This window comes from Mesorhizobium sp. (genome assembly GCF_005063415.1).
Classification (GTDB): domain Bacteria; phylum Pseudomonadota; class Alphaproteobacteria; order Rhizobiales; family Rhizobiaceae; genus Mesorhizobium.
Genome location: NZ_SUEG01000007.1, coordinates 17,989 through 40,177, shown reverse-complemented (window position 1 = coordinate 40,177; position 22,189 = coordinate 17,989). Strand labels below are relative to the sequence as shown.

27 protein-coding genes are annotated in these 22,189 nt (G+C 64.7%); all 27 read left to right on the top strand.

Features of this window, described 5'->3' with window-relative positions:
• Nucleotides 1-16: 16 nt before the first annotated feature.
• Nucleotides 17-508, top strand: a complete 492-nt coding sequence (locus E5W70_RS03810) for a hypothetical protein (RefSeq protein WP_292654086.1) — start codon at nucleotides 17-19, stop codon at nucleotides 506-508.
• The gene (locus E5W70_RS03805; RefSeq protein WP_292654085.1) at nucleotides 505-1,044 is read left to right on the top strand and encodes a GcrA family cell cycle regulator; all 540 of its coding nucleotides are present in this window, start codon (nucleotides 505-507) and stop codon (nucleotides 1,042-1,044) included. The genes E5W70_RS03810 and E5W70_RS03805 overlap by 4 nt, the downstream gene beginning before the upstream one ends.
• On the top strand, nucleotides 1,041-1,559 hold the full coding sequence (locus E5W70_RS03800) for a hypothetical protein (RefSeq protein ID WP_292654084.1): 519 nt from the start codon (nucleotides 1,041-1,043) through the stop codon (nucleotides 1,557-1,559). Before E5W70_RS03805 ends, E5W70_RS03800 begins: the two co-directional genes overlap by 4 nt.
• The gene (locus E5W70_RS03795; protein ID WP_292654083.1) at nucleotides 1,559-2,152 is read left to right on the top strand and encodes a DUF1643 domain-containing protein; all 594 of its coding nucleotides are present in this window, start codon (nucleotides 1,559-1,561) and stop codon (nucleotides 2,150-2,152) included. The genes E5W70_RS03800 and E5W70_RS03795 overlap by 1 nt, the downstream gene beginning before the upstream one ends.
• Complete coding sequence (locus E5W70_RS03790; protein ID WP_292654082.1) at nucleotides 2,149-4,860, top strand: DNA methyltransferase; 2,712 nt, start codon at nucleotides 2,149-2,151, stop codon at nucleotides 4,858-4,860. Before E5W70_RS03795 ends, E5W70_RS03790 begins: the two co-directional genes overlap by 4 nt.
• Complete coding sequence (locus E5W70_RS03785; RefSeq protein WP_292654081.1) at nucleotides 4,857-5,117, top strand: hypothetical protein; 261 nt, start codon at nucleotides 4,857-4,859, stop codon at nucleotides 5,115-5,117. Before E5W70_RS03790 ends, E5W70_RS03785 begins: the two co-directional genes overlap by 4 nt.
• Nucleotides 5,110-5,412 carry a hypothetical protein gene (locus E5W70_RS03780; protein WP_292654080.1) on the top strand — a complete coding sequence of 101 codons (303 nt, stop codon included), beginning with the start codon at nucleotides 5,110-5,112 and terminating at the stop codon, nucleotides 5,410-5,412. The genes E5W70_RS03785 and E5W70_RS03780 overlap by 8 nt, the downstream gene beginning before the upstream one ends.
• A complete protein-coding gene (locus E5W70_RS03775) occupies nucleotides 5,402-5,695 on the top strand; it encodes a hypothetical protein (RefSeq protein WP_292654079.1) in 294 nt (97 codons plus the stop codon). The genes E5W70_RS03780 and E5W70_RS03775 overlap by 11 nt, the downstream gene beginning before the upstream one ends.
• Entirely contained in the window at nucleotides 5,683-5,928 is a 246-nt protein-coding gene (locus tag E5W70_RS03770; protein ID WP_292654078.1) for a hypothetical protein, read from the top strand. Before E5W70_RS03775 ends, E5W70_RS03770 begins: the two co-directional genes overlap by 13 nt.
• Complete coding sequence (locus tag E5W70_RS03765) at nucleotides 5,928-6,173, top strand: hypothetical protein (protein WP_292654077.1); 246 nt, start codon at nucleotides 5,928-5,930, stop codon at nucleotides 6,171-6,173. Before E5W70_RS03770 ends, E5W70_RS03765 begins: the two co-directional genes overlap by 1 nt.
• Complete coding sequence (locus E5W70_RS03760; RefSeq protein WP_292654076.1) at nucleotides 6,170-6,451, top strand: hypothetical protein; 282 nt, start codon at nucleotides 6,170-6,172, stop codon at nucleotides 6,449-6,451. The genes E5W70_RS03765 and E5W70_RS03760 overlap by 4 nt, the downstream gene beginning before the upstream one ends.
• The gene (locus E5W70_RS03755; RefSeq protein WP_292654075.1) at nucleotides 6,448-7,353 is read left to right on the top strand and encodes a hypothetical protein; all 906 of its coding nucleotides are present in this window, start codon (nucleotides 6,448-6,450) and stop codon (nucleotides 7,351-7,353) included. Before E5W70_RS03760 ends, E5W70_RS03755 begins: the two co-directional genes overlap by 4 nt.
• Entirely contained in the window at nucleotides 7,350-8,594 is a 1,245-nt protein-coding gene (locus tag E5W70_RS03750) for a P4 alpha zinc-binding domain-containing protein (protein WP_292654074.1), read from the top strand. Before E5W70_RS03755 ends, E5W70_RS03750 begins: the two co-directional genes overlap by 4 nt.
• A gap of 17 nt (nucleotides 8,595-8,611) precedes the next feature.
• Nucleotides 8,612-10,390 (top strand): phage/plasmid primase, P4 family, encoded by a 1,779-nt coding sequence (locus E5W70_RS03745; RefSeq protein ID WP_292654073.1) that lies wholly within the window; start codon nucleotides 8,612-8,614, stop codon nucleotides 10,388-10,390.
• A 381-nt stretch (nucleotides 10,391-10,771) separates the two neighbouring features.
• Entirely contained in the window at nucleotides 10,772-11,608 is an 837-nt protein-coding gene (locus E5W70_RS03740; protein ID WP_292654072.1) for a hypothetical protein, read from the top strand.
• Nucleotides 11,609-11,701: 93 nt separating this feature from the next.
• Entirely contained in the window at nucleotides 11,702-12,238 is a 537-nt protein-coding gene (locus E5W70_RS03735; RefSeq protein WP_287248715.1) for a phage tail protein, read from the top strand.
• 119 nt (nucleotides 12,239-12,357) lie between these two features.
• Nucleotides 12,358-13,020 (top strand): hypothetical protein, encoded by a 663-nt coding sequence (locus E5W70_RS03730; protein WP_292654071.1) that lies wholly within the window; start codon nucleotides 12,358-12,360, stop codon nucleotides 13,018-13,020.
• Nucleotides 13,017-15,131, top strand: coding sequence for a terminase gpA endonuclease subunit (locus E5W70_RS03725; RefSeq protein WP_292654070.1), 2,115 nt, complete (start codon nucleotides 13,017-13,019; stop codon nucleotides 15,129-15,131). The genes E5W70_RS03730 and E5W70_RS03725 overlap by 4 nt, the downstream gene beginning before the upstream one ends.
• Nucleotides 15,113-16,714, top strand: coding sequence for a phage portal protein (locus E5W70_RS03720; protein ID WP_292654069.1), 1,602 nt, complete (start codon nucleotides 15,113-15,115; stop codon nucleotides 16,712-16,714). Before E5W70_RS03725 ends, E5W70_RS03720 begins: the two co-directional genes overlap by 19 nt.
• A 1-nt stretch (nucleotide 16,715) precedes the next feature.
• Nucleotides 16,716-17,003, top strand: a complete 288-nt coding sequence (locus tag E5W70_RS03715) for a hypothetical protein (RefSeq protein ID WP_292654068.1) — start codon at nucleotides 16,716-16,718, stop codon at nucleotides 17,001-17,003.
• Complete coding sequence (locus E5W70_RS03710) at nucleotides 16,994-18,307, top strand: S49 family peptidase (RefSeq protein WP_292654067.1); 1,314 nt, start codon at nucleotides 16,994-16,996, stop codon at nucleotides 18,305-18,307. The genes E5W70_RS03715 and E5W70_RS03710 overlap by 10 nt, the downstream gene beginning before the upstream one ends.
• Nucleotides 18,308-18,357: 50 nt before the next feature.
• Nucleotides 18,358-19,026 (top strand): head decoration protein, encoded by a 669-nt coding sequence (locus E5W70_RS03705; RefSeq protein ID WP_292654066.1) that lies wholly within the window; start codon nucleotides 18,358-18,360, stop codon nucleotides 19,024-19,026.
• Between the two features lie 96 nt (nucleotides 19,027-19,122).
• Nucleotides 19,123-20,151: a major capsid protein gene (locus E5W70_RS03700; RefSeq protein ID WP_292654065.1), complete on the top strand. Its 1,029-nt coding sequence runs from the start codon at nucleotides 19,123-19,125 to the stop codon at nucleotides 20,149-20,151.
• Between the two features lie 11 nt (nucleotides 20,152-20,162).
• Entirely contained in the window at nucleotides 20,163-20,591 is a 429-nt protein-coding gene (locus E5W70_RS03695; RefSeq protein ID WP_292654064.1) for a hypothetical protein, read from the top strand.
• Nucleotides 20,588-21,343 carry a hypothetical protein gene (locus tag E5W70_RS03690; protein ID WP_292654063.1) on the top strand — a complete coding sequence of 252 codons (756 nt, stop codon included), beginning with the start codon at nucleotides 20,588-20,590 and terminating at the stop codon, nucleotides 21,341-21,343. Before E5W70_RS03695 ends, E5W70_RS03690 begins: the two co-directional genes overlap by 4 nt.
• 3 nt (nucleotides 21,344-21,346) lie before the next feature.
• On the top strand, nucleotides 21,347-21,556 hold the full coding sequence (locus tag E5W70_RS03685; RefSeq protein ID WP_292654062.1) for a hypothetical protein: 210 nt from the start codon (nucleotides 21,347-21,349) through the stop codon (nucleotides 21,554-21,556).
• Nucleotides 21,556-22,189: hypothetical protein (locus E5W70_RS03680; protein ID WP_292654061.1), on the top strand; the 634-nt coding region annotated here is incomplete at its 3' end. The genes E5W70_RS03685 and E5W70_RS03680, both read left to right, overlap by 1 nt.

Sequence of the window (22,189 nt, the reverse complement as noted above, 5' to 3'; positions counted from 1 at the left end):
AGAAGAGGGGGCCGACATGGCCGAAATTTCCAGTCAGTGGTTTTACCGCCTCAAGGCAGCCCAGCGCGACCTGATCGAACGCTGCGGCACGATCGAGCGCGCAGCTACCATCGCTTCGCTGTCGAAGAGCCAGATGGGCCGCTTCAACAATGCCGGCGATCCGGAACTCATGCCGCTCTCGGCCGTGATGCTGCTCGAGGCCGAATGCGGCACGCCGCTGGTCACCAGCGTGATGGCGGAACTGAACGGCCGCCGTCTTGCCGATGCCGATGCGCCGGGTGCCGCCAACGCCACGATGATGGCGGCGCATGCCGATGTCGTCGTGCAGTTTGGCGAGCTGATTGCCGCCGCCGCCATGGCATTCGCGGACGGCCGGCTGACGCCTGCCGAGCTTGCCGGCATCGATCGTGGTGCGGCGAAGCTGGAAATCGCCCTTGCCGAACTGCGCAAGTCGGCTGCCGCCGCGCGCGGCACCGGCCTCAGCCTTGTCGGCGGAGGCGCAGCATGAGCGACTGGACCGCCGAAGAACTCAAGGCGTTGCACGACCTTGCCGGGCAGGGGCTTTCGGCCCTTCAGATATCCAAGCGGCTGCCGACCGGACGCAGCCGCAACGCCGTCATCGGCAAGCTCATGCGCGGCAAGGGCAAATATGGCCAGTTGATGGGCCAGCCGAAGAACCAGGCGATCGGCCGGGCTACGCCCAAGACCGAGACACCGCCGAAGCGGAAGTATCGGCCGGTCCGCCGGGTGATCATTGCGCCGCCGGTCGAGGCGGCCTCGCCGGTCGAGCTTTTGTTCACGTCTCCGCCTTGCGCGCACTTTTCGAAGCCGGCTGAAGTCAAGGTTGTCGCGAACCTTCCAGCCACCCTGCCGATCACCTTCCTCGAAGCGGTCATGACAGACCGCTGCCTGCACTACGCCGGCGCGCCATACGATCCCGATGGGCCCGACATGCCGGTGTGCGGCGCACCGCGCGCGCATGACGTGCTGGAGACGCGCTACTGCCGTCGGCACCTGATCGCGAAACGACAGGTGGCGGCATGAGGAGCTTCGGTTTCGAGACGATCTATGGCGTTGAGGGCGAGCATAAAACGCCGTTACTGACCCGCATCCGGCTGGGGCGGTTGCGCCTGCACATCTTCCATCGCGGTGATGCCGATCCCGATCCGCATGACCATCCCTGGGATTTTTGGACCTTTCCGCTGACAAGCTACGTCGAAGAGGTTGTCGACCGGGGTTCGATGAATGTGTTCCGCCAGGTCGTGCCGGCATGGCGCTGGTCATACCGGCCGGCCGAACACACGCATCGGGTGCTTGGCCGCTATGACAGCCTGGCGACGATGGAAGCAGCCATGGCCGCCTTCGTCTTCGGCACCCGCCGCGTGCCGCCGCAATGCCAGCCGGGCAAGATCATCACCATCGTCTGGCAAGGTAAGTCTAACCGCAAATGGGGTTTCTTGCGCAACCGCGACGGCAACTGGTGTTGGACGCCCTGGCGTGAATACGTCTTCGGCGGCGGCAAGCACGCGCCCTGCGAGCCCTCGGACGGGGGCTCGTGATGGCCAATCGTCTGACCTACATCGACAAGGGCGCTCAACTCTCCGCCTGTGGCGCCTATCGCTACCGGCTGTGGCGAGAATGGCGGCTGCACCCTGCGCCGGCCCAATGGGACATGTGGACCGACGGGCGCGGCAAGCCGATCGTCGATGGCGCCGGGGCGCAGCTTGGCGAGCCTAAGACCTGCGTCTTCGTCATGCTTAATCCGTCAACTGCCGACGGCAACGAGGACGACCCGACAATCAGGCGGTGCGTCGGATTTGCCCAAGCCTGGGGTTACGATCGGCTCGAGGTTCTCAACCTCTTTGCCTATCGGGCCACCGATCCGAAGGCGCTTCTGGCGCTCAATCATGACGATGACGCCGTCGGCGAAGGCAACCGGGCTGCGTTCGACCACGTCCTGGTCAGAAACTATCCGGTCGGCACCATCATTTGTGCGTGGGGCCAGCATGGCACGTTCCTCGGCCAGGACGAGACGGCCTTGGGCTGGATGGGGAGCCGGGCTCGCTATTCGTTGGGCCTGACGAAGGACGGGCACCCGAAGCATCCACTCTATCTGCCCAAAGACGCGCAGCCGGCGAGGTTCCGGCCATGACGGCGCATCCCGACTATGCCGAATTCCTCAAGGCCAAGGTTCGACTGGCGCCGTCGCTCGGCTTCGATATCGACAAGGCGACGATCAATCCGCTGTTGAAGCCGATGACGCAGGCGATCGTGCCATGGGCCTGCCGCGGCGGCCGGCGCGCGCTGTTCCTGCGCTTTGGCCTTCACAAGACATCGACGCAGCTCGAGATCCTGCGCCAGTCGATGATGCATGCCGGCGGCCACGCGCTGCAGGTCGTGCCGCTTGGCGTCAGGCATGAGTTCTTCCTGGAGCAGGCCGAGCGGCATCCGGACATCGAGCTGAAGTTCGTCAACCGCCCGAACCAGATGGACGAGCCGAACAAGCCCGGCCCGGGCAGGAAGCTGATCCACCTCACCAATTACGAGCCGATCCGCGACGGCAAGCTCGACCCCTGCCTTTTCACCGCGGCCGCGCTCGACGAGGCGGCATGCCTGCGCGGCTTCGGCGGCACCAAGACGTTTCGCGAGTTCATGGCGACCTTTGCCGGAGACGATCGCAAGACCGGCGTAAAACACGCCGGCGTGCGCTATCGTTTCGTCGCCACCGCCATCCCCGATCCGAACGAGTATATCGAGCTGCTCGCCTATGCCGCATTCCTCGGCGTCATGGATGTCGGCGAAGCCAAGACAAGATTCTTCAAGCGCGACAGCACCAAGGCCGACCGGCTGACGCTGCATCCGCACAAGGAGGACGAGTTCTGGCTGTGGGTCGCGAGCTGGGCGCTGTTCGTGCAGAAGCCCTCCGACCTCGGCTTTTCCGACGAGGGCTATGAGCTCCCCGAGATCGACGTGCGCTGGCACGAAATCCCGTCCGACCATGGCGCTGCCGGCGAGGACAGGAACGGCCAGGCGCGCATGTTCGCCGATGCCGCCCATGGCGTGGTCGACGCCAGCCGCGAGAAGAAACGATCGCTCGACGCGCGTGTCGAGAAGATGCTGGAAATCCGTGCCGAGGATCCCTCGGCGCATCGCATCCTCTGGCACGACCTCGAGGCCGAGCGGGTGGCGATCGAGAAGGCGATCCCGACCGTCAAGTCGGTATGGGGCACGCTCGACGACAAATCCAAGGAAGATCGTGTCGTCGGCTTCGCCAGGGGCGAATTCGCCGAACTGGCCACCAAGCCGGTGATCTCAGGCTCGGGCTGCAATTTCCAGAAGCATTGCTGGTGGAACATCTATCTCGGCATCGGCTTCAAGTTCCACGACTTCTTCCAGTCGCTGTTTCGCACCCAGCGATTCGGCCAGACGCGCCGCGTCAGGGCCGATCTGATCTACACCGAGGCCGAGCGCGGCACGCGGCGCGAGCTCGAACGCAAATGGCGCGAGTTCGAGGCGCAGGCCGAGAAGATGTCGGCCATCATCCGCCAGTACGGGCTGGCCGAACAGGCGATGGATGGCGCGCTGAAGCGCTCGATGGGTGTCGTCAGGCAGGAGGTGCGCGGCGAAAACTACCTGGTCGTGCACAATGACACGGTCGAGGAAACCCGGTCGATGGCTGAGAACAGCGTCGACCTGATCGTCACCTCAATCCCGTTCTCGACGCAGTACGAATACACGCCGTCCTTCAACGATTTCGGCCACACCGACAGCGATGCGCATTTCTGGGCGCAGATGGACTTTTTGACGCCGCAACTGCTGCGCGTGCTGAAGCCCGGGCGTCTCGCCGTCATCCACGTCAAGGACCGGATTGTGCCGGGCGGTGTCAACGGCTTCGGCTTCCAGACTGTCAATCCGTTCTCCGACGATTGCTGCGCGCATTTCCGCCGGCACGGCTTCGCCTTCATGTCGCGCGTCACCATCGGCACCGATGTCGTGCGCGAGAACAACGGCACCTATCGGCTCGGCTGGAGCGAGCAATGCAAGGACGGTACCCGGCAGGGCAACGGCATGCCGGAATACACGCTGACCTTCCGCAAGCCGCCAACAGACCGTTCGAACGGCTATGCCGACCAGCCCGTGGTCAAGCAGAAGCCGCTGTCCTTCACCGACCATACCGAGCAGCCGGATAAGTCGCTGCCGCTGGGCGAGGGCGTGCGCACCCAGACCTTCGAGCGTTCGCTGCGCAGCGTGCCCGGCACCGGCTATTCGCGCGGCCGCTGGCAGATCGATGCGCATGGCGTGCGCCGGTCAAGCGGCGACCGGCCGCTGCTGCCCGACGAGTTGCGCCGCCTGATCAAGCTCGACGCCAAGCTGATCTATCGCGGCTGGAAGAAATGGGCGGAAGAGAACGTCTACGATCACGCAATCCATGTCGAATTCGCCGAAGTGCTCGACGCCGAAGGCAGGCTGCCGCCGACCTTCATGATCGCGCCGCCGCACAGCGACCATCCCGAGATCTGGACCGATGTGGCGCGCATGCGCACGCTGAACATGCTGCAGCAGCGCAAGGGCCGCGAAATGCATCTCTGCCCGCTTCAGTTCGACATCGTCGAGCGGGCGATCGAGCAGCATTCCATGCCTGGCGAGACGGTGTTCGACCCGTTCGGCGGCATCATGACCGTGCCCTATTGCGCGCTGCGCATGGGCCGCAAGGCGGTCGCGGTCGAGCTAAACCCGGATTACTTCGCCGATGGCTGCACCTATGCCGAGATCGCCGCCGGCGGCGGGCAGGGCCCAGGCCTGTTCGATCTGATCGCGGCCGAGCAATCGGCGGATGAAGTTGACGAGGCGGCGGAATGAACCTCGCGCCGATCGTCGCCGATGCCTTCGACCCCAACCATGTCGATTTCGACGTGTTCGCCATGTTCCTCGAGGCGCGCCGCGTCCATCGCCGCAAAACTCAGCGGCGTGTTGCCAAAGAGGCCGAGGTCGAGCTCGACGCTGTCCTGCGTGCCGCGCGCGGCCGCAACCCCGGCGCTCAAGAGTTCTTCGCGCTCTGCGACTGGATCGGCGAGGAGCCGGCGCTCTTCCTGAAAAGGGAGTTCCGGCATGGCTAGGCTCGCCACGTATGACTATCGCGCGCTGGGCCGGCTGCTGCGCGCCCGGCTGGAGGATGACGGGCGCGGCTGGCGCGTCTGCGCGGCCGAGATCGGCGTCTGCGCCTCCGACCTGTCGCGCATCTGCAACGGCCAGAGCGTGTCGGCGCCCAAGGTCATCGCCGTCTGCGACTGGCTGAAACTGTCGTTTCGCGCCTTCTACGACCCGCCGCAGGCAGCCGAGCCAGAGCGTGAAACACCAGAAGTGTTTCACGGGAAGAGCACTGAAACAGAGGGGCAGGCCGATGTCGGATGATCCCAGGCGCTACGTCTACTGGGTGCAGCTGGTCAACGGCTTCGGGCCGAAGGCCAGGGCGTTCGTCGTCGTGTTCGAATGCCCATTTGCGACGACTGCCGATCTCGACCGCGAGCTGCGCCAGCACGGCGTCGTCAATGGCTCTCGGCTCGACACGGTCGACGACGGCAAGGGCGGGCGGCTGATCCGCAACCGCTCCGATTTCATGTTCGGCGTCGCCGGCCTGGTCTCCATCCAATCCTATCACAAACCCTGCTGGGAGCCCGACGCATGGCCGCTATGAAGAGACCCGCACCCGGCTTTGGCAAGCCGGGCAGCATCGATCCGGCCAGGCTGATGAAGCTGCCGCTCGCCATGCAGGCCGAAGGCATCCGGCTGCTCTTCGAAATGGGCTTGAGCATGAGCCAGGTGAAGAAATGCGTCGGCCTGTCGGCCGGCACGATCGACCTGATCCTGCAAAAGGCCAAGCCGTTCACCCGCGGCGGCGATGTCAACGTCGTGGCGGAGGGCATGTGATGCTGCGCCACAAGATTTCCACACCCGACTTAGCATCGGAGGTCGAGCTTCGGCAGGCTCTGATGCGGCTGGGCGGGGGCTGGCTGACCGGCGACGCCGCCCTGGCTGCGATCGTGCTCTGGTCCAGCGGCCAGTTCGACACCAACGCCATCGCAGCCGTCCTGACCGTTCGCGAGGATGCCGTCTGCCGCACCCTGGCAATGGCGCATGACGGCGCGCGTGCGGATGCGAGGGCTGCACGATGAACGCGATGACGGGCTTCGCCTTGGACAACCGCATGACGGTGGTTCTCTTCGCCGGCATGGGTGGCGGCTGCGACGGGCTGGAGGATGCCGGCTTCCATGTTCATGTCGCGATCAACCACGATCCGGTCGCGGTCGCGGTGGAGAATAGCCGCAAGGCGATCAACTGGGCACTCAGCATCGCGAAGCGGCCACCGATTGACTTCGCGCCAATTCTCCCTGCTGCGCCGAAGCCGGTGCTGACCGGCCTGCCGCTTCTCGACTTCAGGGTGCCGGCATGAGCCAAGGCTTCGACATCGGCCGTTGGTCTGGCGGCTTAGCCGAGTGGACAGACGTCGACACCGCCTATCTCTCAGTGGCCTTCACCTGGCGGCTCAACGACGCCTATCAGCGAGCTTGCTGGTATAAGGCGGCGGGCTACAAGGTTCGAGCCGGCGGGCCTGGCATCTTCACCCGAAAGCACTTCCTTGCAGATGTGGCCGAGATCGGCGGCTCGATTCCTGATGCTGTCGTTCATCACAACCCGATGGCCACCTTCGCCAGTCGCGGCTGTCCGGTTGGTTGCTGGTTCTGCATCGTGCCGAAGCTCGAGGGGAAGACCTTCACACTGATCCCCGATTTCCCGGTGCGGCCGGTGCTCTGCGACAACAATCTGTCAGCGCTGCCTACGGATTTTCAGGATCACATCATCAGCCGCTATCGGGCTGCCGGCGTGCCGCTTATGGACGCCAACTCCGGTTTCGAGCCGCGCACCTTCGACGACGAGGTTTTCGCGCGCTGGTCCACGATCAATGTCGGGCCGTGGCGCTTCGCCTATGACGACCAGGCCGAGCGGCCGTTCGTCGAGCGCGTCATGCACATGCTGCGCGATGTCCCTTCGCGCAAAAAGCGCGTCTACGTGCTGGTCGGTAATGAACCGATGGCGGCATGCATCGAGCGCGTCCGTGAGGTGATCGCATGGGGCGGCGAGCCTCACGTGCAGCCCTACATGAAGCTGAACGCGCTTGAGCGGAAGCCGCATGTTCGCTTCGACTGGTCTGAGCAATCGCTTCGCGATCTGGCTCGCTGGTCGAACCGCTACCTCTACAAGTACACCGATTTCGAGGGCTATCAGCGCTCGGCCAAAACGGCTCTGCAGAGTGAGCGCTCCCCCGATCTATTTGACGCGGTGCCGGCAGCATGAGCGAGGCGATCAAGCTCTTCGTCGAAGATGCGCGCGCGGTGTCGATCGAGGCCGCGGCGAAAACCATGGGCCTCAAGTTCAAGCGGACCGGCTTCGAGCATCCGCAGCCATGCCCGAATTGCCGTGGCACCGACACGTTCTCCTTCAACACGAGCAAGGAAAAGTGGAACTGCCGCACTGGCGGCATCGGTGGCAATGACGCCATCGGTATGGCGGCTCATTGCGAGGATCTCGACATCAAGAGCCGCGAGGGCCTCCTCGAGGCCTGCTCGATAGTGCTCGGCCGCGACATTCCGGACGAGGGCGAGCGCGAAAGCGACGAGGATCGCGAAGCGCGCAAGAAGCGGCTGGAACAGCGGCGACTGCAGAATGAGACCGACGCGGCAGCGCGCGCGGACAGCCAGGCCGATTTTCGCGAACGGGAGCGAAACAAGGCGCGCGGCATCTATCAATCGCTGGCCGCCCTGCGCACGGCCGCGCAGATGCATGGCCGGTTCTATCTTCAGCGCCGCTGCGGCGGCTATCCTGACGCCATCTGGCTGCGCGTCGGCGCCGACGTGACCTACTGGCACGGGCAGGACGAGCGCGGCAGCCCTCTCGCGCTCTATTCGGGCCCGGCCATGGTCGCGCCCTTCATCATGCCCGACCTGGTGCCGATCGGCTGCCACATCACCTGGATCGATCTTGATCGGCCGCCGAAGTTCCGGCCGGAGCTTTCCGACCCGTCGACCGGCGAACTGCTGCCGGCCAAGAAGATGCGCGGCTCGAAGAAGGGCGGGCTGATCCCGATTGCCGGCCATCCGGACTGCAGCCGCTGGGTCGGCGGTGAAGGCATTGAGAACGGCGTCGCCTTTGGCGTCTGGGAAGGGTTTCGCTCGGACACCTTCTACTTCGCCGCCGGCGATCTTGGCAATTTGTCGGGCCCGGCCGATCCGTCGTCACGCTTCGCCCATCCGGCGCTGAAGAAGCCGGACGCTAAGGGCGTCGCGCGGCCGGTGATGGTCGCCGGGCCGGTGCCGAAGGCGGACCAGGACGCTGATGATGCAATGTGGGTGGAGGATCACGTTAGCGAGCTGGTGCTGCTGGCCGATGGCGATTCCGAGCGGGTGATGACGGCGGCCGCCATGGCCCGGGCCCGTGCCAGGCATGCGCGGCCGGGCCGGCTGATCCCGATCGTCTGGCCGCGCGAGGGCTATGATTTTTCGAGCATGGCGGCCGAGGCCGTTGCGGGGGATTTGTGACCAAAAAGAAGAAAAGCATGCCCGACGAGGTCGCGGCTGTACTCGAGGAAGCTGCGCGCCAGGCAGCCGCGGCGGGACAGAAAGTCCCGTCCCCCTTGCCTGTGGAAGAACGTCCTGACGATCGCATCCCTACGAAGGAAGAACTGCTGGCCGAGTGCGCGGCCGAGCCTGAAACCGATATCGGCAACGGCCGCCGGTTTCTCACCCGTTACGGCGACAAGGTCATCCATGTCGCCCGTGTCGGATGGCATGCCTTCGATGAAAAGCGATGGAAGGAGGATGAGGACGGTTCCGGTGTGCGCCCGCTCGCCCAGCGGACGGCCGAGATGATTTCGGACGAGGCGATGCTTCTCACAGCGACGCAGGACGAGGAAGCCGCGATCGAGGCGGGCCGGGCCGCCAAGATTGAACGCAAGAACATGGGCCAGCCGAAAAAGGACTGGGACCCTGAAAAAATGGCGCACTGGATGGCGCTCGACGACAAGATCGAGGAGGCCGAGGAGTCCAAGAAAAAGGTCAACGGCCGCAAGAGTTCCCGTCACCGGCATGCCAAGTCGACCGCCGGCACTTCGAAGCTGAACAATATGATGATCGAGGCGTCGCCGCATGTCGCCAAGATGGTGAACGACCTCAACCGGGATCTTTATGCGCTGAACTGCGGCAACGGCACCTTGCGGTTTATTCGCGTCGAGGACGAAGAATCCGACCCGGACGACCCGCGCTTTGTCTGGCGCGCGCGGCTCGACCCGCATCGATCGTCGGATTTCATATCGAAGCTCGCGCCGCATGACTATATGGAGCGGGCAAGATGCGAGACCTTCGAGAACTTCCTGAAGGTAGTCCAGCCCGATATCGACATCCGAAATTTTCTGAAGCGGTTTGTCGGCTATAGCCTTCTCGGCATCACTGTCGAGCAATGCCTCGTTTTTTTCCATGGCGCGGGCCGGAACGGCAAATCGACATTCCTCGATCTTCTATGCGACATCCTCGGCGACTATGCCGTGACACTGTCAATCGACAGCTTTGCTGGCGACAGCCGCCGAGGCGGCAACGAGGCGACGCCTGACCTGGCCAGGTTGCCGGGCGCACGGCTAGTTGCGGCGTCCGAACCGGAAATGGGCGTCAAGCTGAAGGATGCGCTGATCAAGGCCTTGACGGGCGGTGAGAAGATCCCTGTGCGACGGCTGCACCAGGACTTCATCGAGGTGCTTCCGCAGTTCAAGATCATCCTGTCTGGCAACCACAAGCCGCGTATTGACGACAACTCCGACGGCATCTGGCGGCGTGTCTATCTGCTGCCATGGGAGGTTCAGGTTCCGCTGGCCGATGTCGATCGAGGCCTGCCTGTGAAGCTGCGCAAGGAGGCGTCCGGGGTCTTCGCCTGGATGGTCGAGGGCGCGCTCGATTATCTCAACTATGGACTGTCGCCGCCCGAGAAGGTGCTGGCTGCGACGCGCGAGTATCGTGAGGAGAGCGATCCTATCGGCGCGTTTATCCGCGCCGCTTGCGTGGTGACGGGCGTGGAGGAGGACAGCGCCACGCCGGGCGATCTATTCATCGGCTATTCGAACTTCGCCACCAAAGAGGGCGCGTCGGAGTTTAAGCAGAACACCTTTTCACGGCGCTTCCCTGACTATGCACGGCTCAGTTGGCCGGGGCCGGACGGCAAGATGCACCAGTTCTGGAAGGCAAAGTCCGGCACGACGGTCTACCGCGGCATTCGCGTGAAGGATGAATTCATCAAGGCAGGCGCCGACCGAACTCCGGCGCCGGAGGACTATGGCTATGACGCGTGACCCTTGTCCCCCCTTTGGCGACAGGCGCATCGGCCTGCACCATCCCCCGCGGTTGGATGTCCGATTGTTTGGGCTTACAGGGGCGCTATCTCGATGCCTTGCGTCCTGCGCCCCAATAAAAGGGTGTGGGAAAGCAGCGGGTTAGGAAGATAGGGACGCTAGGGACGATAAACCCGGGTTTCACATGCGCGCATCATGAACAAAGGGTTTGGGTAAAGGCTTGTGGAAGTGTTCTATATGGAGGCGTGGTTTTGCGTCCCTTGCGTCCCTTGCTCCCCATCTCTCTAGGTTTGTTCTTTATTTTCAACGGCTTGGTAAAGCCAAAAAAGGGACGATAGATAAGAAAATGGGTCGCAAAGCGGAAATTTGGGGCGATAGACCATGAAGACCGTGACCATTGAGGAATTGCTGACATGGGCCTTTGTCCATGAATTGCCGAAAGGCGGCGGGGTTGACGGGCTGGACAACGCCAACTCGGCCTGGCGGATGCTGGAGGCATCGTCATGGGGCAAGATCACCAGCTTTGCCGAGCTTGGCGCAATCGTCGACCAGGGCAGGGGCGATACCGAGAATTACTGGATCGAGCAGGGTGAGCCGCATGACGACGCGGTCGCGGTCGGGCGCGCGGTCGCCGGCCTGTCGCGCTGCGACATTGCGGTACCGGCGGGCTGGAATGCGTTGGCCGACTGGCCGGACACCGAAGGCATGGCTGAGGCGGCGGTCCGCAAGGCGGTCGAGCGCTACATGGTGCGGACACCGCAACGGCGCGCCGCCGGCATCGTCAGCCTTGTCGTCGGCACGGCAATTCTCGGCCGCGAGCCGGACTTCGGCGCCGAGCCGTCCAAGGTCAGGATGATCGAGCGCGGCGGCAGGCCGGCCTGGTTCGTCACACGGCGGATGAAGCACGAGGATGGCCAGACCTACGATCTTGAGGTCGACGGCTACAATGGCCGCACTCAGCGCCCGGTGAAGGGCGCCTACCGCAAGTATGAGTTCTCGATCGATCCGACCGGCGATATCCTCGGCCGGCTCGATTACCAGATCTGGGTTGCCGCGCTGCGCCGGCTCGAGGCCGAGATCGCCACGCAGCTGGTCGGGCACAGGCTGGTGTTCTCGGACCGCTCAATGACGCCATGGCTGGAGGCCGATCGGCCGGGCGTCGCCATCGTCGAAAGGGCGGCTGATCGGCCCGCGAAAAAAACTGCCGTTGCTTGTTGACGTGCAGCAGAAACTTGACATACATCTGAACACGGTAAAAAAGAAATCACCCCGGCGCCCCAAGCGACCGGGGTTTTTCATTGGGAAAAGTGCGTGACCGTCGAGCTTCATGTCGATGCGTCGGACTTTGAGCACCTCGGCCGGGCGATTGCCCGTCTGCCGGAAGAGATCAAGGCCAAAGCCGCTGCCCGCGCCATGCGCCGCGTCACCGATATGGCGCGCAGCCGCATCGTCAAGCGCAATGCCGAGCGCATCGACATCCCGCCATCGCGGGTGCGGGCGGTCACCACGGCGCAGTTCAATGCGGGCGGCAACACGTCCGATGTTATCCTGAGATCGGGCTGGATACCGCTCTACAAGCTTGGCGCGACCCAGACGGCCAAGGGTGTGCGCGTCCGTTTGAGAGGATCATATCGCTCTGCCTTCATCGCCGAGATGAAGAGCGGCCATGCTGGCGTGTTCAGGCGGCAGGGCAAGGCAAGGCTGCCCATCCGGGAACTGTTCGGGCCGAACCCGGCGCATGACATCACCAACAACCCGGAGGTCTACCTCCAGGTGCTGACCGAGGTCATCGAACAGAGCCTGATGCCTCGGTACCTGCATGAGGTCGATCGCCTCCTGCCCCGCTGACCCCACCCCCGGTGTAGGGACCGTATCAGCGTTTCCACCCCATACGGGCCCGGGGGAGCCCGGGATTTTTCTAGTAGGCGCGTCGGAAAGCGGTACACGCAAGAACGTGTGATGCACGCGTGCTGCACGGGACACTGCACGAGATGGTCATCGAAACCGACGCCGCCGCCGGCGAGTGGATTTCGATCACGGATGCCGCGGCGCGTTTGAGCGCGGCCGGTGACCGGATCGACCGCTCGACGCTGTCGCGCTATTTGAAGCAACACTCGGAAGCGCTGCCGACGCGCGAGGAAGGCAAGTCGCACCTGGTCGAGTACGGAGCGCTTGTCGCGCACCGCGGCGAGAACATCCGCCTTCGCAACATCCCTCCGGTTGCCGGGCTGGCTCCAGGCCTCGGCACAAAGGCCAAGTCGCCGCCTTCACGGTTCGCCGGCAGCCAGTCGGACGGCTTCGCCCGCAAGGCGCAGGCCGATGCCGAGATGCGAGAGATGGACCTCGCCAAGCGCCGCGGCGAACTGACGCCGACGGCGGAGGTCGACAAGGCTGGACGCGATGCGATCGCGCTGATGCAAAGCGCCTTCGAGCGGGCGATCGAGAGCGAGGCGGCGAGCCTGTCGGTAAAATATGGCTGGGACGAGCGCGTCGCGCGCATCGCCCTTAAGGCATTCGTCCGTGTCGGCCTCGACGACTTCAACCGCGAGATCCGCGAACGCCTCGACCAGCGCGAGCGGGAGCGGGTGGCCGGCGATGCCAGTCCGTTCGACCAGGCGTCCCTGCAATGAGCTATCACGACGCGCGGCTCTCATTTCCTGAGTTGCCGAATGGTGCGGAGGTGTTGTTTGCTGGCCTCGAGGCCGCAAGCCGCCCCGTCGCCGACCTGACCATCTCCGAATGGGCCGACCGCTACCGTGTCGTCTCGCCGGAATCGGGATCGCCCTGGCCCGGCCAGTTCAAGACCGATCGTGTGCCATACCTGCGCGAGCCGCAGGATTGCCTGCATCCCGACCATCCGGCGCGCCGCGTGACCTGCCGCTGGGCGGCGCAGCTCGGCAAGTCAACGGCGATCGAGAACTGGTTCGGCTATATCGTCGACCAGGCGCCCGGCTCGATGATGATCGTGCTGCCGACACTTGAGGAAGCGACGAAGTTCAACCGGGTCAAGCTGCAGCCGACGATCGAGGCGAGCCCGCGCATCGCCCACAAGGTGATGCCAGTCAACAGCCGCGACGAGCAGGGCTCGACCACGTCGTTCAAGCGCTACGCCGGCGGCTTCTGCCAGATCGTCAATGCAGGCTCCTCGAAGGGCCTGCAGATGGTGTCGATCAAATACCTCGCCATGGACGAGGTCACCGGCTATCCCAGGGATGTCGATGGCCGGGGCAGCCCGCGCGACCAGGCCCGCGCTCGGCAGAAGATGTATGGCGACGCCGCCAAGGAATGGGAAGGCTCGACGCCCGGCATCACCGGCGAATGCGCCATCACCGGCGACTTCGAGGCCGGCGACCAGCGCTACAGCTACGTGCCCTGTCCGCACTGCGGCATCTATCAGGCGCTCGAATTCGACCAACTGCGCGAGGCCGATCCGGTCCGAAACGTTCCGGTCCATATGGCCTGCATCGCCTGCAACGGCGCCATTCTCGACGGTCACAAGGCCGAGATGAATGCCAGGGCCTACTGGATCGCCCGCCGCGTCCATGATGGCGAGGAGCCGGTGCCAGAGGCGATCGAGCCTGCGGGTATCAACCGCTGGCGCTGTGACCCATGCGAGGGCCGCTGCCGAGACTGGCAGCCGAGCTATCATCTGTGGGCCGCCTATGCGCCTCGCGAGCGTTTCGCCGACATCTGGAACCGCTTCAAGGACGCCGAAGGCGATACCACGAAGCTGCGTACCTTCTACCAGCAGGATCTGGCGCTGCCCTATGATCCGGGCGGCGTCGCCGTCGAATGGGAAAAGATCGTCGAGGCGGCGCGCAAGTTTCCGTTCCCGCAAGGCGTCATTCCCGCCGAGGCCGGCATCATCGTCTCGGCCGCCGACGTTCAGGGCTACGGCATCAAGTGGTCGGTATGGGCCATCGGGCCGCGCGATCGCGCCTGGCTGATCGACCGCCAGGTGTTCATGGGCGCGCCTGACCAGGTCGACGACGCATGGATCGAACTGGCCGACGCGCTCGGCAAGACATACCGTACAGCCGCCGGCGCCGAAAAGGGCATCGATCTGTCCGGCGTCGATTCGGGCTTTGCCACCGACCGCGTCTACAGATTCTGCGCCTCGCGGCCAAACGTCTACGCGCTCGACGGCCGCCACCCGATCGGCCTGCCATGGCTTGGCACGCCGGTGAAGAAGGACATTCGCGACCAGCGCAAGCGCAGCGTCGCCAAGGTGATGCTCTATCCGGTAGGGCTTTACGACATCAAGACCTCGGTGATGGCGGCGCTGGCCAATTTCGTGCTCGGGCCGGACGAGCGCGGCAGCTGGCCGCGCAACACCATCCATCTGTCGAACGAGCTCTGCGACGACGAGTTCGCCAAGGAGATGACGGCAGAGCGACTGGTCGATCCAGACGAGGAAGCGCGCGCGACGGTGTCGCGGCGGGCGCGCAACCTGATCAGCCCGAAGGCGCCACGCGAGTGGAAGAAGATCCTCGGTCGCGCCAACGACTGGTTCGACACCACGGTCTATGCCTTCGCGCTGGCCTGGCACCTGAAGCACAAGCGGCGGCTCAACGCCGAGCGCTGGGCCGACCTGTTGACCGAAGTGCACGGTAAGCGGGCAGAACCCGATCTGTTCGAAGCGGCTGAGGACGGCCCGTTCAAAGGCAAGACCAGAAAAGCCGATCCGGAGCGCGACGCGCGCCGTAAGGCAAACCGCGAAAAATGGGCGAAAAGAACGTGAAACTGATCGACCGGCTCCTGGGACGAAAGGCGGGCACGGATGTTTCCGCACGCCCGCTGCCCGGCGCGGCGTTCCTGCGCGATTCTCGATCGGCCATCATCAACACGCGGCCGGCGATCCTGCGCGACAGCCGCGACGAAATCCGCCTTGCCTGGCGCCGCGCCGCCGGCCTCGCCATCGACCTGATCCAGAATTCGGGCCGGCTGAAGGGCGCCGCCGACCAGGTGCTCGCCGACACGGTTGGCGTCGAGCTGGTGCTCAACCCGCAGCCGGACCTGACCGGGCTCGGCTACAGCGACGCCGAGGCGGCGGAGCTGATCAGGATCATCAAGCGCCGCTGGAAGCGCTACGCCTGGAACCCTCGCGAATGCGACATGCGCGGCAAGTTCACCGTCCCGCAGATGGTCGACATCGCGCTGCGCTGGGACATGGCCTATGGGGAGGCGACGGGCCTGATCTCCTACATGCCGATCGCGCAGCGTCGCGGCTACGGCATCACGACCGGGACCAAGGTCTGCATGGTGCCGCCGACAGCACTTGTCCAGGACAGCAGCGAGTATGAAGGCCTTTACCAGGGCGTCATCCATGAGGCGAACGGGCGACCGATCGCCTACCGCTTCGAGGAAAAGGAAAACGGCATCGTCACCAGGCGCGACCATCGCGCCTATGATGCGGCCGGCCGGCTGCAGGTGATGCATGTCTTCGATCCCTGGGATGCGACCGACGTGCGCGGCATCTCGCGCATCGCGCCGGCGTTCCGAAAGCACATCCAGCATGAGATCCTGGTGGACGCCAAGATCCAGACCGGCATCCTGCAGACCGTCTTCGCCGCCGCTCTGACCAGCCCCAATCCGTCGAAGGAAGCTTTCGAGGCCATCGAGGCTTTGCCCGACGACAGCGATCTGCAGGGCGATTTCCATGACTACTTCGCCGCCGCCTTGAGCCGAGCGGCGGAAGGCAAGATTTCTATCAGTGGCGATCCGCAGGTTTCGCATCTGGCGCCGGGCGAGGAGCTGAAGCTGCTGACCACCGGCACGCCCGGCCCCGAATTCCTGCCGGTCTCGGCCGAGCTTTCGCGCGACATGGCCCGCGCCATCGGCATCACCTTCGGCGGCCTGACGATGGACCATACGGCCGCCACCTATTCGAGCGTGCGGATGGAGAATTCGTCGATCTGGCCAGTCGTCACCCGCCGCCGCGAGCGGATTGCAGCACCAGTGTGCCAGGCTATTTACGAGCCCTGGCTGGACGAGGAGATCGGCGAAGGTCGCATTCCGTTCAAGGGCGGCTACGAGGCCTTTGCCGCCAACCGCGACCGCGTCAGCTGGGCGTTGTGGCAGGGGCCGGCGAAACCCTCCGCCGATGACGGCAAGAGCGCCAATGCAGCGACGGAGCGGCTGATCAACGGCACTTCGACGCTGGCCAGCGAATGCGCCGAACTCGGTTACGATCCCGACGAAGTATTCGAGCAGCGCGTGCGCGAGCATCAGAAATATGTTGCCGCCGAAATGCCTTCGCCCTTCGTGCCGCGCAACACCGGCAAGCCGGGCGCGGCCGAGCCGGTCCAGAAAGCGGCACCCTGACATGGCTACTCTCGTCAAGATTGCCGGCGTCTCGGTAGATGCCGAAGACCCGTGCGCGCTCTATCAGGCGCTCTATGCGGCCAAGCTGAAGCTGATCGCCGGCGAACGGGTCGAAGAGACAGAGATCCGCTCGCCGGTCACGCATCGGCGCGTACGTATCTCGGTTGGCAGCGTTGCCGCGCTCGATGCCGAGCTGATGCGGCTCGCCGCTGCCTGTTCGGCAAAGCAGGGCAAGCGCTCGCGCTACGCAAAGTCGATCCGTTTTGTCGGAGGCGGTCCATGTCGCTGATCCACATTGCCGACCGGGTGCTGAACCGGCCGCTGCTGATCACCCGCGACAAGGCCGAGGTCGTTCTTGCGGTTCTCGCCGGCAGGATCGGCGTGAACGCCCCGGAAGCATCGCGCTTCGAAGGTTCGTCAGTTGTCGAGGACGAGAATGGCGCACGCCGAGCCGTCCCGTACAGGGTGACCCGCGAAGGGGTCGGCATCATCACAATCACCGGCTCGCTCGTAAACAGAGGTGCCTGGGTCGGCGCCAGTTCCGGCCTGACCTCCTATGAAGGCATCGGCTTCCAACTGAAGGCAGCGGCCGCCGACCCGGCGGTGAAATCCGTCATCCTCGACCTGCACTCGCCCGGCGGCGAGGCCGTCGGCGCCTTTGAAACAGCCGCCCTTGTCCGCGATCTGGCTGCGAAGAAGCGAACGATCGCAGTTGTCAACGGCATGGCGGCATCCGCCATGTACGGAATCGCGTCGGGAGCCAACGAGATTGTCACCATCGAAACCGGTATCTCGGGCTCGATCGGGGTCGTTCTGCTCCATGCCGATTTCAGCCGGCAGCTGGACCGCGAGGGTATCACGCCGACGCTTATCCATGCCGGCGCGCACAAGGTGGATGGCAATCCATTCGAGCCATTGTCCAAAGATGTTCGCGAGGACCTACAAGCCGAAGTCGACGCCTTCTACGGCGCCTTCCTCACCACGGTGGCGAAGGGACGCGGCAGCCGGCTCACGGCCGCCGCCGCCCGCAAGACCGAAGCTCGCACTTTCATTGGCCAGGCGGCGGTCGACGTAGGTATCGCCGACCGCGTCGGTTCGTTCGAGACCGTGCTTGCCGAACTTTCCCGCGCCTCCACGCTGACCGTCGGGCGCTCAACCTCGCAGAAAAGGAGATCATCCATGAGCGAGACAAACGGCGCGCCCGCCGCTAACGAAGATGCGGGCATCACCCAGGCCGAGCTGAAGACCGCCGTTGCGGCGGCTGAAACCAAGGGCCACGCCGCCGGCATGGCTGCTTCGACCGCCCGCCTGACCGCCGCCCTCGGCGCCGAGGGCGTAAAGGGCGATGCTGGCCGCATGTCGGCCGCGCTCGACCTGGCAGCAAAGTCGCCGGCCATGTCCGGCGAGGACGTTGCCGCCTTCGTCGTTGCCAATGTGGCGGCGAGCAAGCCTGCCGGCGGCGCGGATGCCGCCGCCTATGAGCAGCAGCGCCTTGCCGCGTCCGGACTGGCACAACCTGGCGCGCCGAAGCCGGCCGATGCCTCAGCCGGCTGGAAGAAGGCTGCGGACAGCATCAACAAGCGCAACGGCTGACCGGCCTTTCGCGCATCTCCCACCTCTAAACATCGTGAAGGGCTGAAGCCATGACGACTGTTACCGAAGGCCGGCATGCCGGCGAATTCCTGCTCAGCGAGGCGAACTTCCACCGCTCGCGCGAGAACGCCACCATCGCCTTTTCGCAGACTCTTCTTGCCGGCACCGTGCTCGGGCGGATCGCGGTCGTGGCCGGCGTCGTTGCCACCGCTGCCGCCGATGCCGGCAACACGGCCGGCGCCGGCGCACTGACGCTCGCCAATCCCGCCGTTTCATCCAAGGTGAAGGACGGCGTCTACAACATCGTCTGCACCGAACCGGCGACCAATGGCGGCACGTTCGAGGTGACCGACCCGACCGGCAAGTCGATCGGCAAGGCGACGGTCGGTGTCGCCTTCAACAAGGAAATCAAGTTCACCATCGCCGACGCGAACGACTTCGTCGCCGGTGACCGCTTCACCGTCACGGTCGAGGCCGATGCAGAGGATTTCCAATACGTCGCCTACAATCCGGCAGGGGCGGACGGGTCCGAAGTGGCTGTCGCCCTTGCGATCTACGGTGTCGTGACGCCCGCCGACGCAACTGCGCCGGCCGTCATCATCGCCCGTGATGCGGAAGTCAACGGCCACCAGATCGAATGGCCGGCCGGCATCACCGCTGCGGCCAAGGCCGACGCCATCCAGGCGCTCGAGGCGCGCGGCATCATTATCCGCAACTGACGGCACGGCGGGCGACCGCCGGCCTCTTTGAATTGAGCCCGCGGCACGCCGCGTCGACCATCTCCTGCCTGGCAGGATTTCCAAGGGAAACCCAAAATGGACAACATCCTCGACATCTTCAGGAATGACGCGTTCAGCTGCACGTCGCTGACCGACTTCGTCAATGACCTGAAATACCGGCCCGGCCGCATCGGCCAGATGGGGCTGTTCTCGGCCCATCCCGTCACCACGACTTCGATCGCCATCGAGCGCGTCGGCGACATCCTGCAGCTCGTCAAGCCGTCGCCGCGCGGCGGCCCCGGCGAAACGCGCGATATGCCCAAGCGCAAGATGACCGATTTCAAGGTGCCGCATTTCCAGCGCGACTGGGCGGTCTACGCCGACCAGGTGCAGAACGTACGCGCCCGCGGCACCGAGGGCGAACTTGCCACGGTCCAGCAGATCGTCGGCGAAGTGATTGCCGCCAACACGTCGGACATGGACCTGACTGAGGAGCATGCGCGTCTTGGCGCCATCACTGGCATCATCACCTATGCCGACGGGTCCACGCTTAACCTGTTCACCGAATTCGGCGTTGCCCAGGTGGCGGAAGTCGACTTCGATCTCGACAATGCCACACCAGCCGACGGCGCGCTGCGCCTCGCGGCCACCAAGGTCATTCGGGCGCAAAAGAAGGCGCTTGGTGCTGTGCCCTTCACCGAAGTCCACGCCTTCGTCGGCGACACCTTCTTCGATCAGCTGCTGACCCACAAGGAAGTGCGCGACACCTATAAGGGCTGGTCGGAAGCGCAGATCCTGCGCGAATCGTATATCGGCAAAAACCGCTCGGAAAATCCGATGTTCGAGTTCGGCGGCATCGTCTGGGAAAACTACGGCGAGATCGATGGCGAAGGCGTTGGCATCCCGACGACCAAGGCGCGTTTCTTTCCGATCGGCGTGCCGAACCTGTTCAAGACATATCAGTCGCCGGCCGACTACATCGAGACCGTCAATACGCTTGGCCAGCGTCTTTATGCCAAGCAGTGGCCGATGCCGAACGACAAGGGCATCAATGGCGAGTTGCAGATGAACGAGCTTCAGCTCTGCACTCGGCCGGGCGTGCTGATGGGCGCCCGCAACACCTGATCGGGACTGCCATGATCGACTGGAACGAGGCTTTGGCGGCGACCGACTCGACCGTCGCCGAAGTCTTCGACCGCGAAAGCTTCCGCGTGGTGCCGACGGCGCGGCGCGTTGGTGTCAACGAAACCCGCATGGCCGATCCGGATCGCGTGGGATTTCCCTTCCTCGGCTCGATCGACTTCGGCCCGGCTGTCCTCACGCCTGGCTTTTCGCATCCCTCCACATTGACGTCGAACCGCGACCGGTCCCGTGAGATGCCGAGCCATGAGGCGGTCATCACTGCGCTCTCGGCCGACTGGCCGGAGCCGGTGAAGGTCGAGGACCAGATTGTGTGGGAGGGGCCGGCCGGCGAGGTGAAGGGTCGCTTTCTCGTTGCAGCCATCCCTGTCGACGGCGGAAAAAGGCTGGCCATCTTCGTCAACCGGACCAAGGGCAAGCCATGACCATCGCTGCCGAGATCACCCGGCTGGCGGCCGTCGAGAGTTTTTGCCCGACCGCGGCCATCCTGGCCGAGACAGGGTTCCCGACCCTCGCCCGCGCCCGCGTCTTCGACAGCCGCCGCCCGTCGGTCGACCTGCTCGATCCCGGCGAGGAATACACGCCGGTTCTGTCGCTGTTCACGCGCCGGTCGCAATCGCCGCGCCGTGGACCCGGGCAGGGCAGTGTTGCCCGCAATGGCAGCACCATTTTGGAAGTCGTCGCCGAACTGGCGGTCGCGGCAAGGGACGAGGACGGCGCGGAATTCGTAGACGCCATGGCTGGCTCCGATCCGAAGGCGCGCCTCGTGCTGTCGGCGCTGTGTGCGCAGGCTCGCTACGTCCTGACGCAAGGGCCGACCGGAGCGATCTTCCGCAAGATCGTCATGGCGATCGAGAGCATCGACGAGGAAGGCTTTGCCGTTCCCGAGCTCGGACTGCGCTGGCAGCGCACGACGATGCTCTTCGAATGTCAGATCCCTGACGACGAATTCTCGCCGGCCGGCGGGTTGCCGATGCCGGCAGCTACCATCGCGGCTTTGCTACCTGAGAATTCCTATGCCCGGGCCACGCTGGACAACATGGCGGCACAGTTCGCGGCTTCAGCGCCGCTGCCCGTCATGGACACGATCGCCTTCGACGTGAAACAGGCCGGTGTGTCCGGACAGGCCGGTACCGCCGCCGCAGTCGAACCGCCGTTCCCCGATATTGAGGACTAGACCATGGCCAAATTCGTTCACGCCAGACTGGCGGATGCCTCGCACCGCCTGCCGCATCCATTCCGTCCGGCCACCGATTTTCCGGCCGAAGGCCAGTCCATCGACCGCGAAGATCCGGTCTGGATGCAGCTCATCAATGACGGCTCGCTGATCGTCGACGAAATCGAAGCGCCTGCCGTCCCGGCTGCAGGCAAGCGCAAGGAGAAAAACTGATGGGCATCCTGTTCAACAACATCCCCGGCGCCGGCCTGGTCGCGCCGCTCTTCGCCTTCGAGGTCACCTCGGGCGGCAGCTACCAGTCGGAATCGCGGCTGCTGCTGATCGGCCACAAGAATGCCGGCGCGGCGATTGCCGACAATTTGCCGCAGGCGATCGGTTCGGCGCAGGAGGCCGTTGCCCTTGCCGGCGCCGGCTCGATGCTCGCCGAAATGGCCCGTGTCGCCTTCCTCAATGCGCCCGTGCAGGAGACCTGGATCGTTGCCGCCGCCGCAGTTGGCGTGGCGCGCGCCGACACCATCAAGGTCAATTCCGTTCCGGCCGGTGGCGGCGTCGGCACGATCGAGATTGCCGGCGAGCCGGTGCAGGTGCAGATCGCCGCCGGCGACAGCGTCAACACCGTGGCCGCTGCCCTTTCCGCCGCGATCAATGCCTACTTCAATCCGCTGACCGGCGCCTCGCTGCCGGTGACGGCGGCGGTTGTTACCGATACCGTCACCACCACGGCCCGGCATGCCGGCGCCATCTTCGGCGATCTCGACTTCTATGTGCCGACGACGATCGCGGCCAACGCCTTTGCCGGCGCGGCACTCACGCTGATCAACACCGTAGCGGCGGCCGGCGATCCCG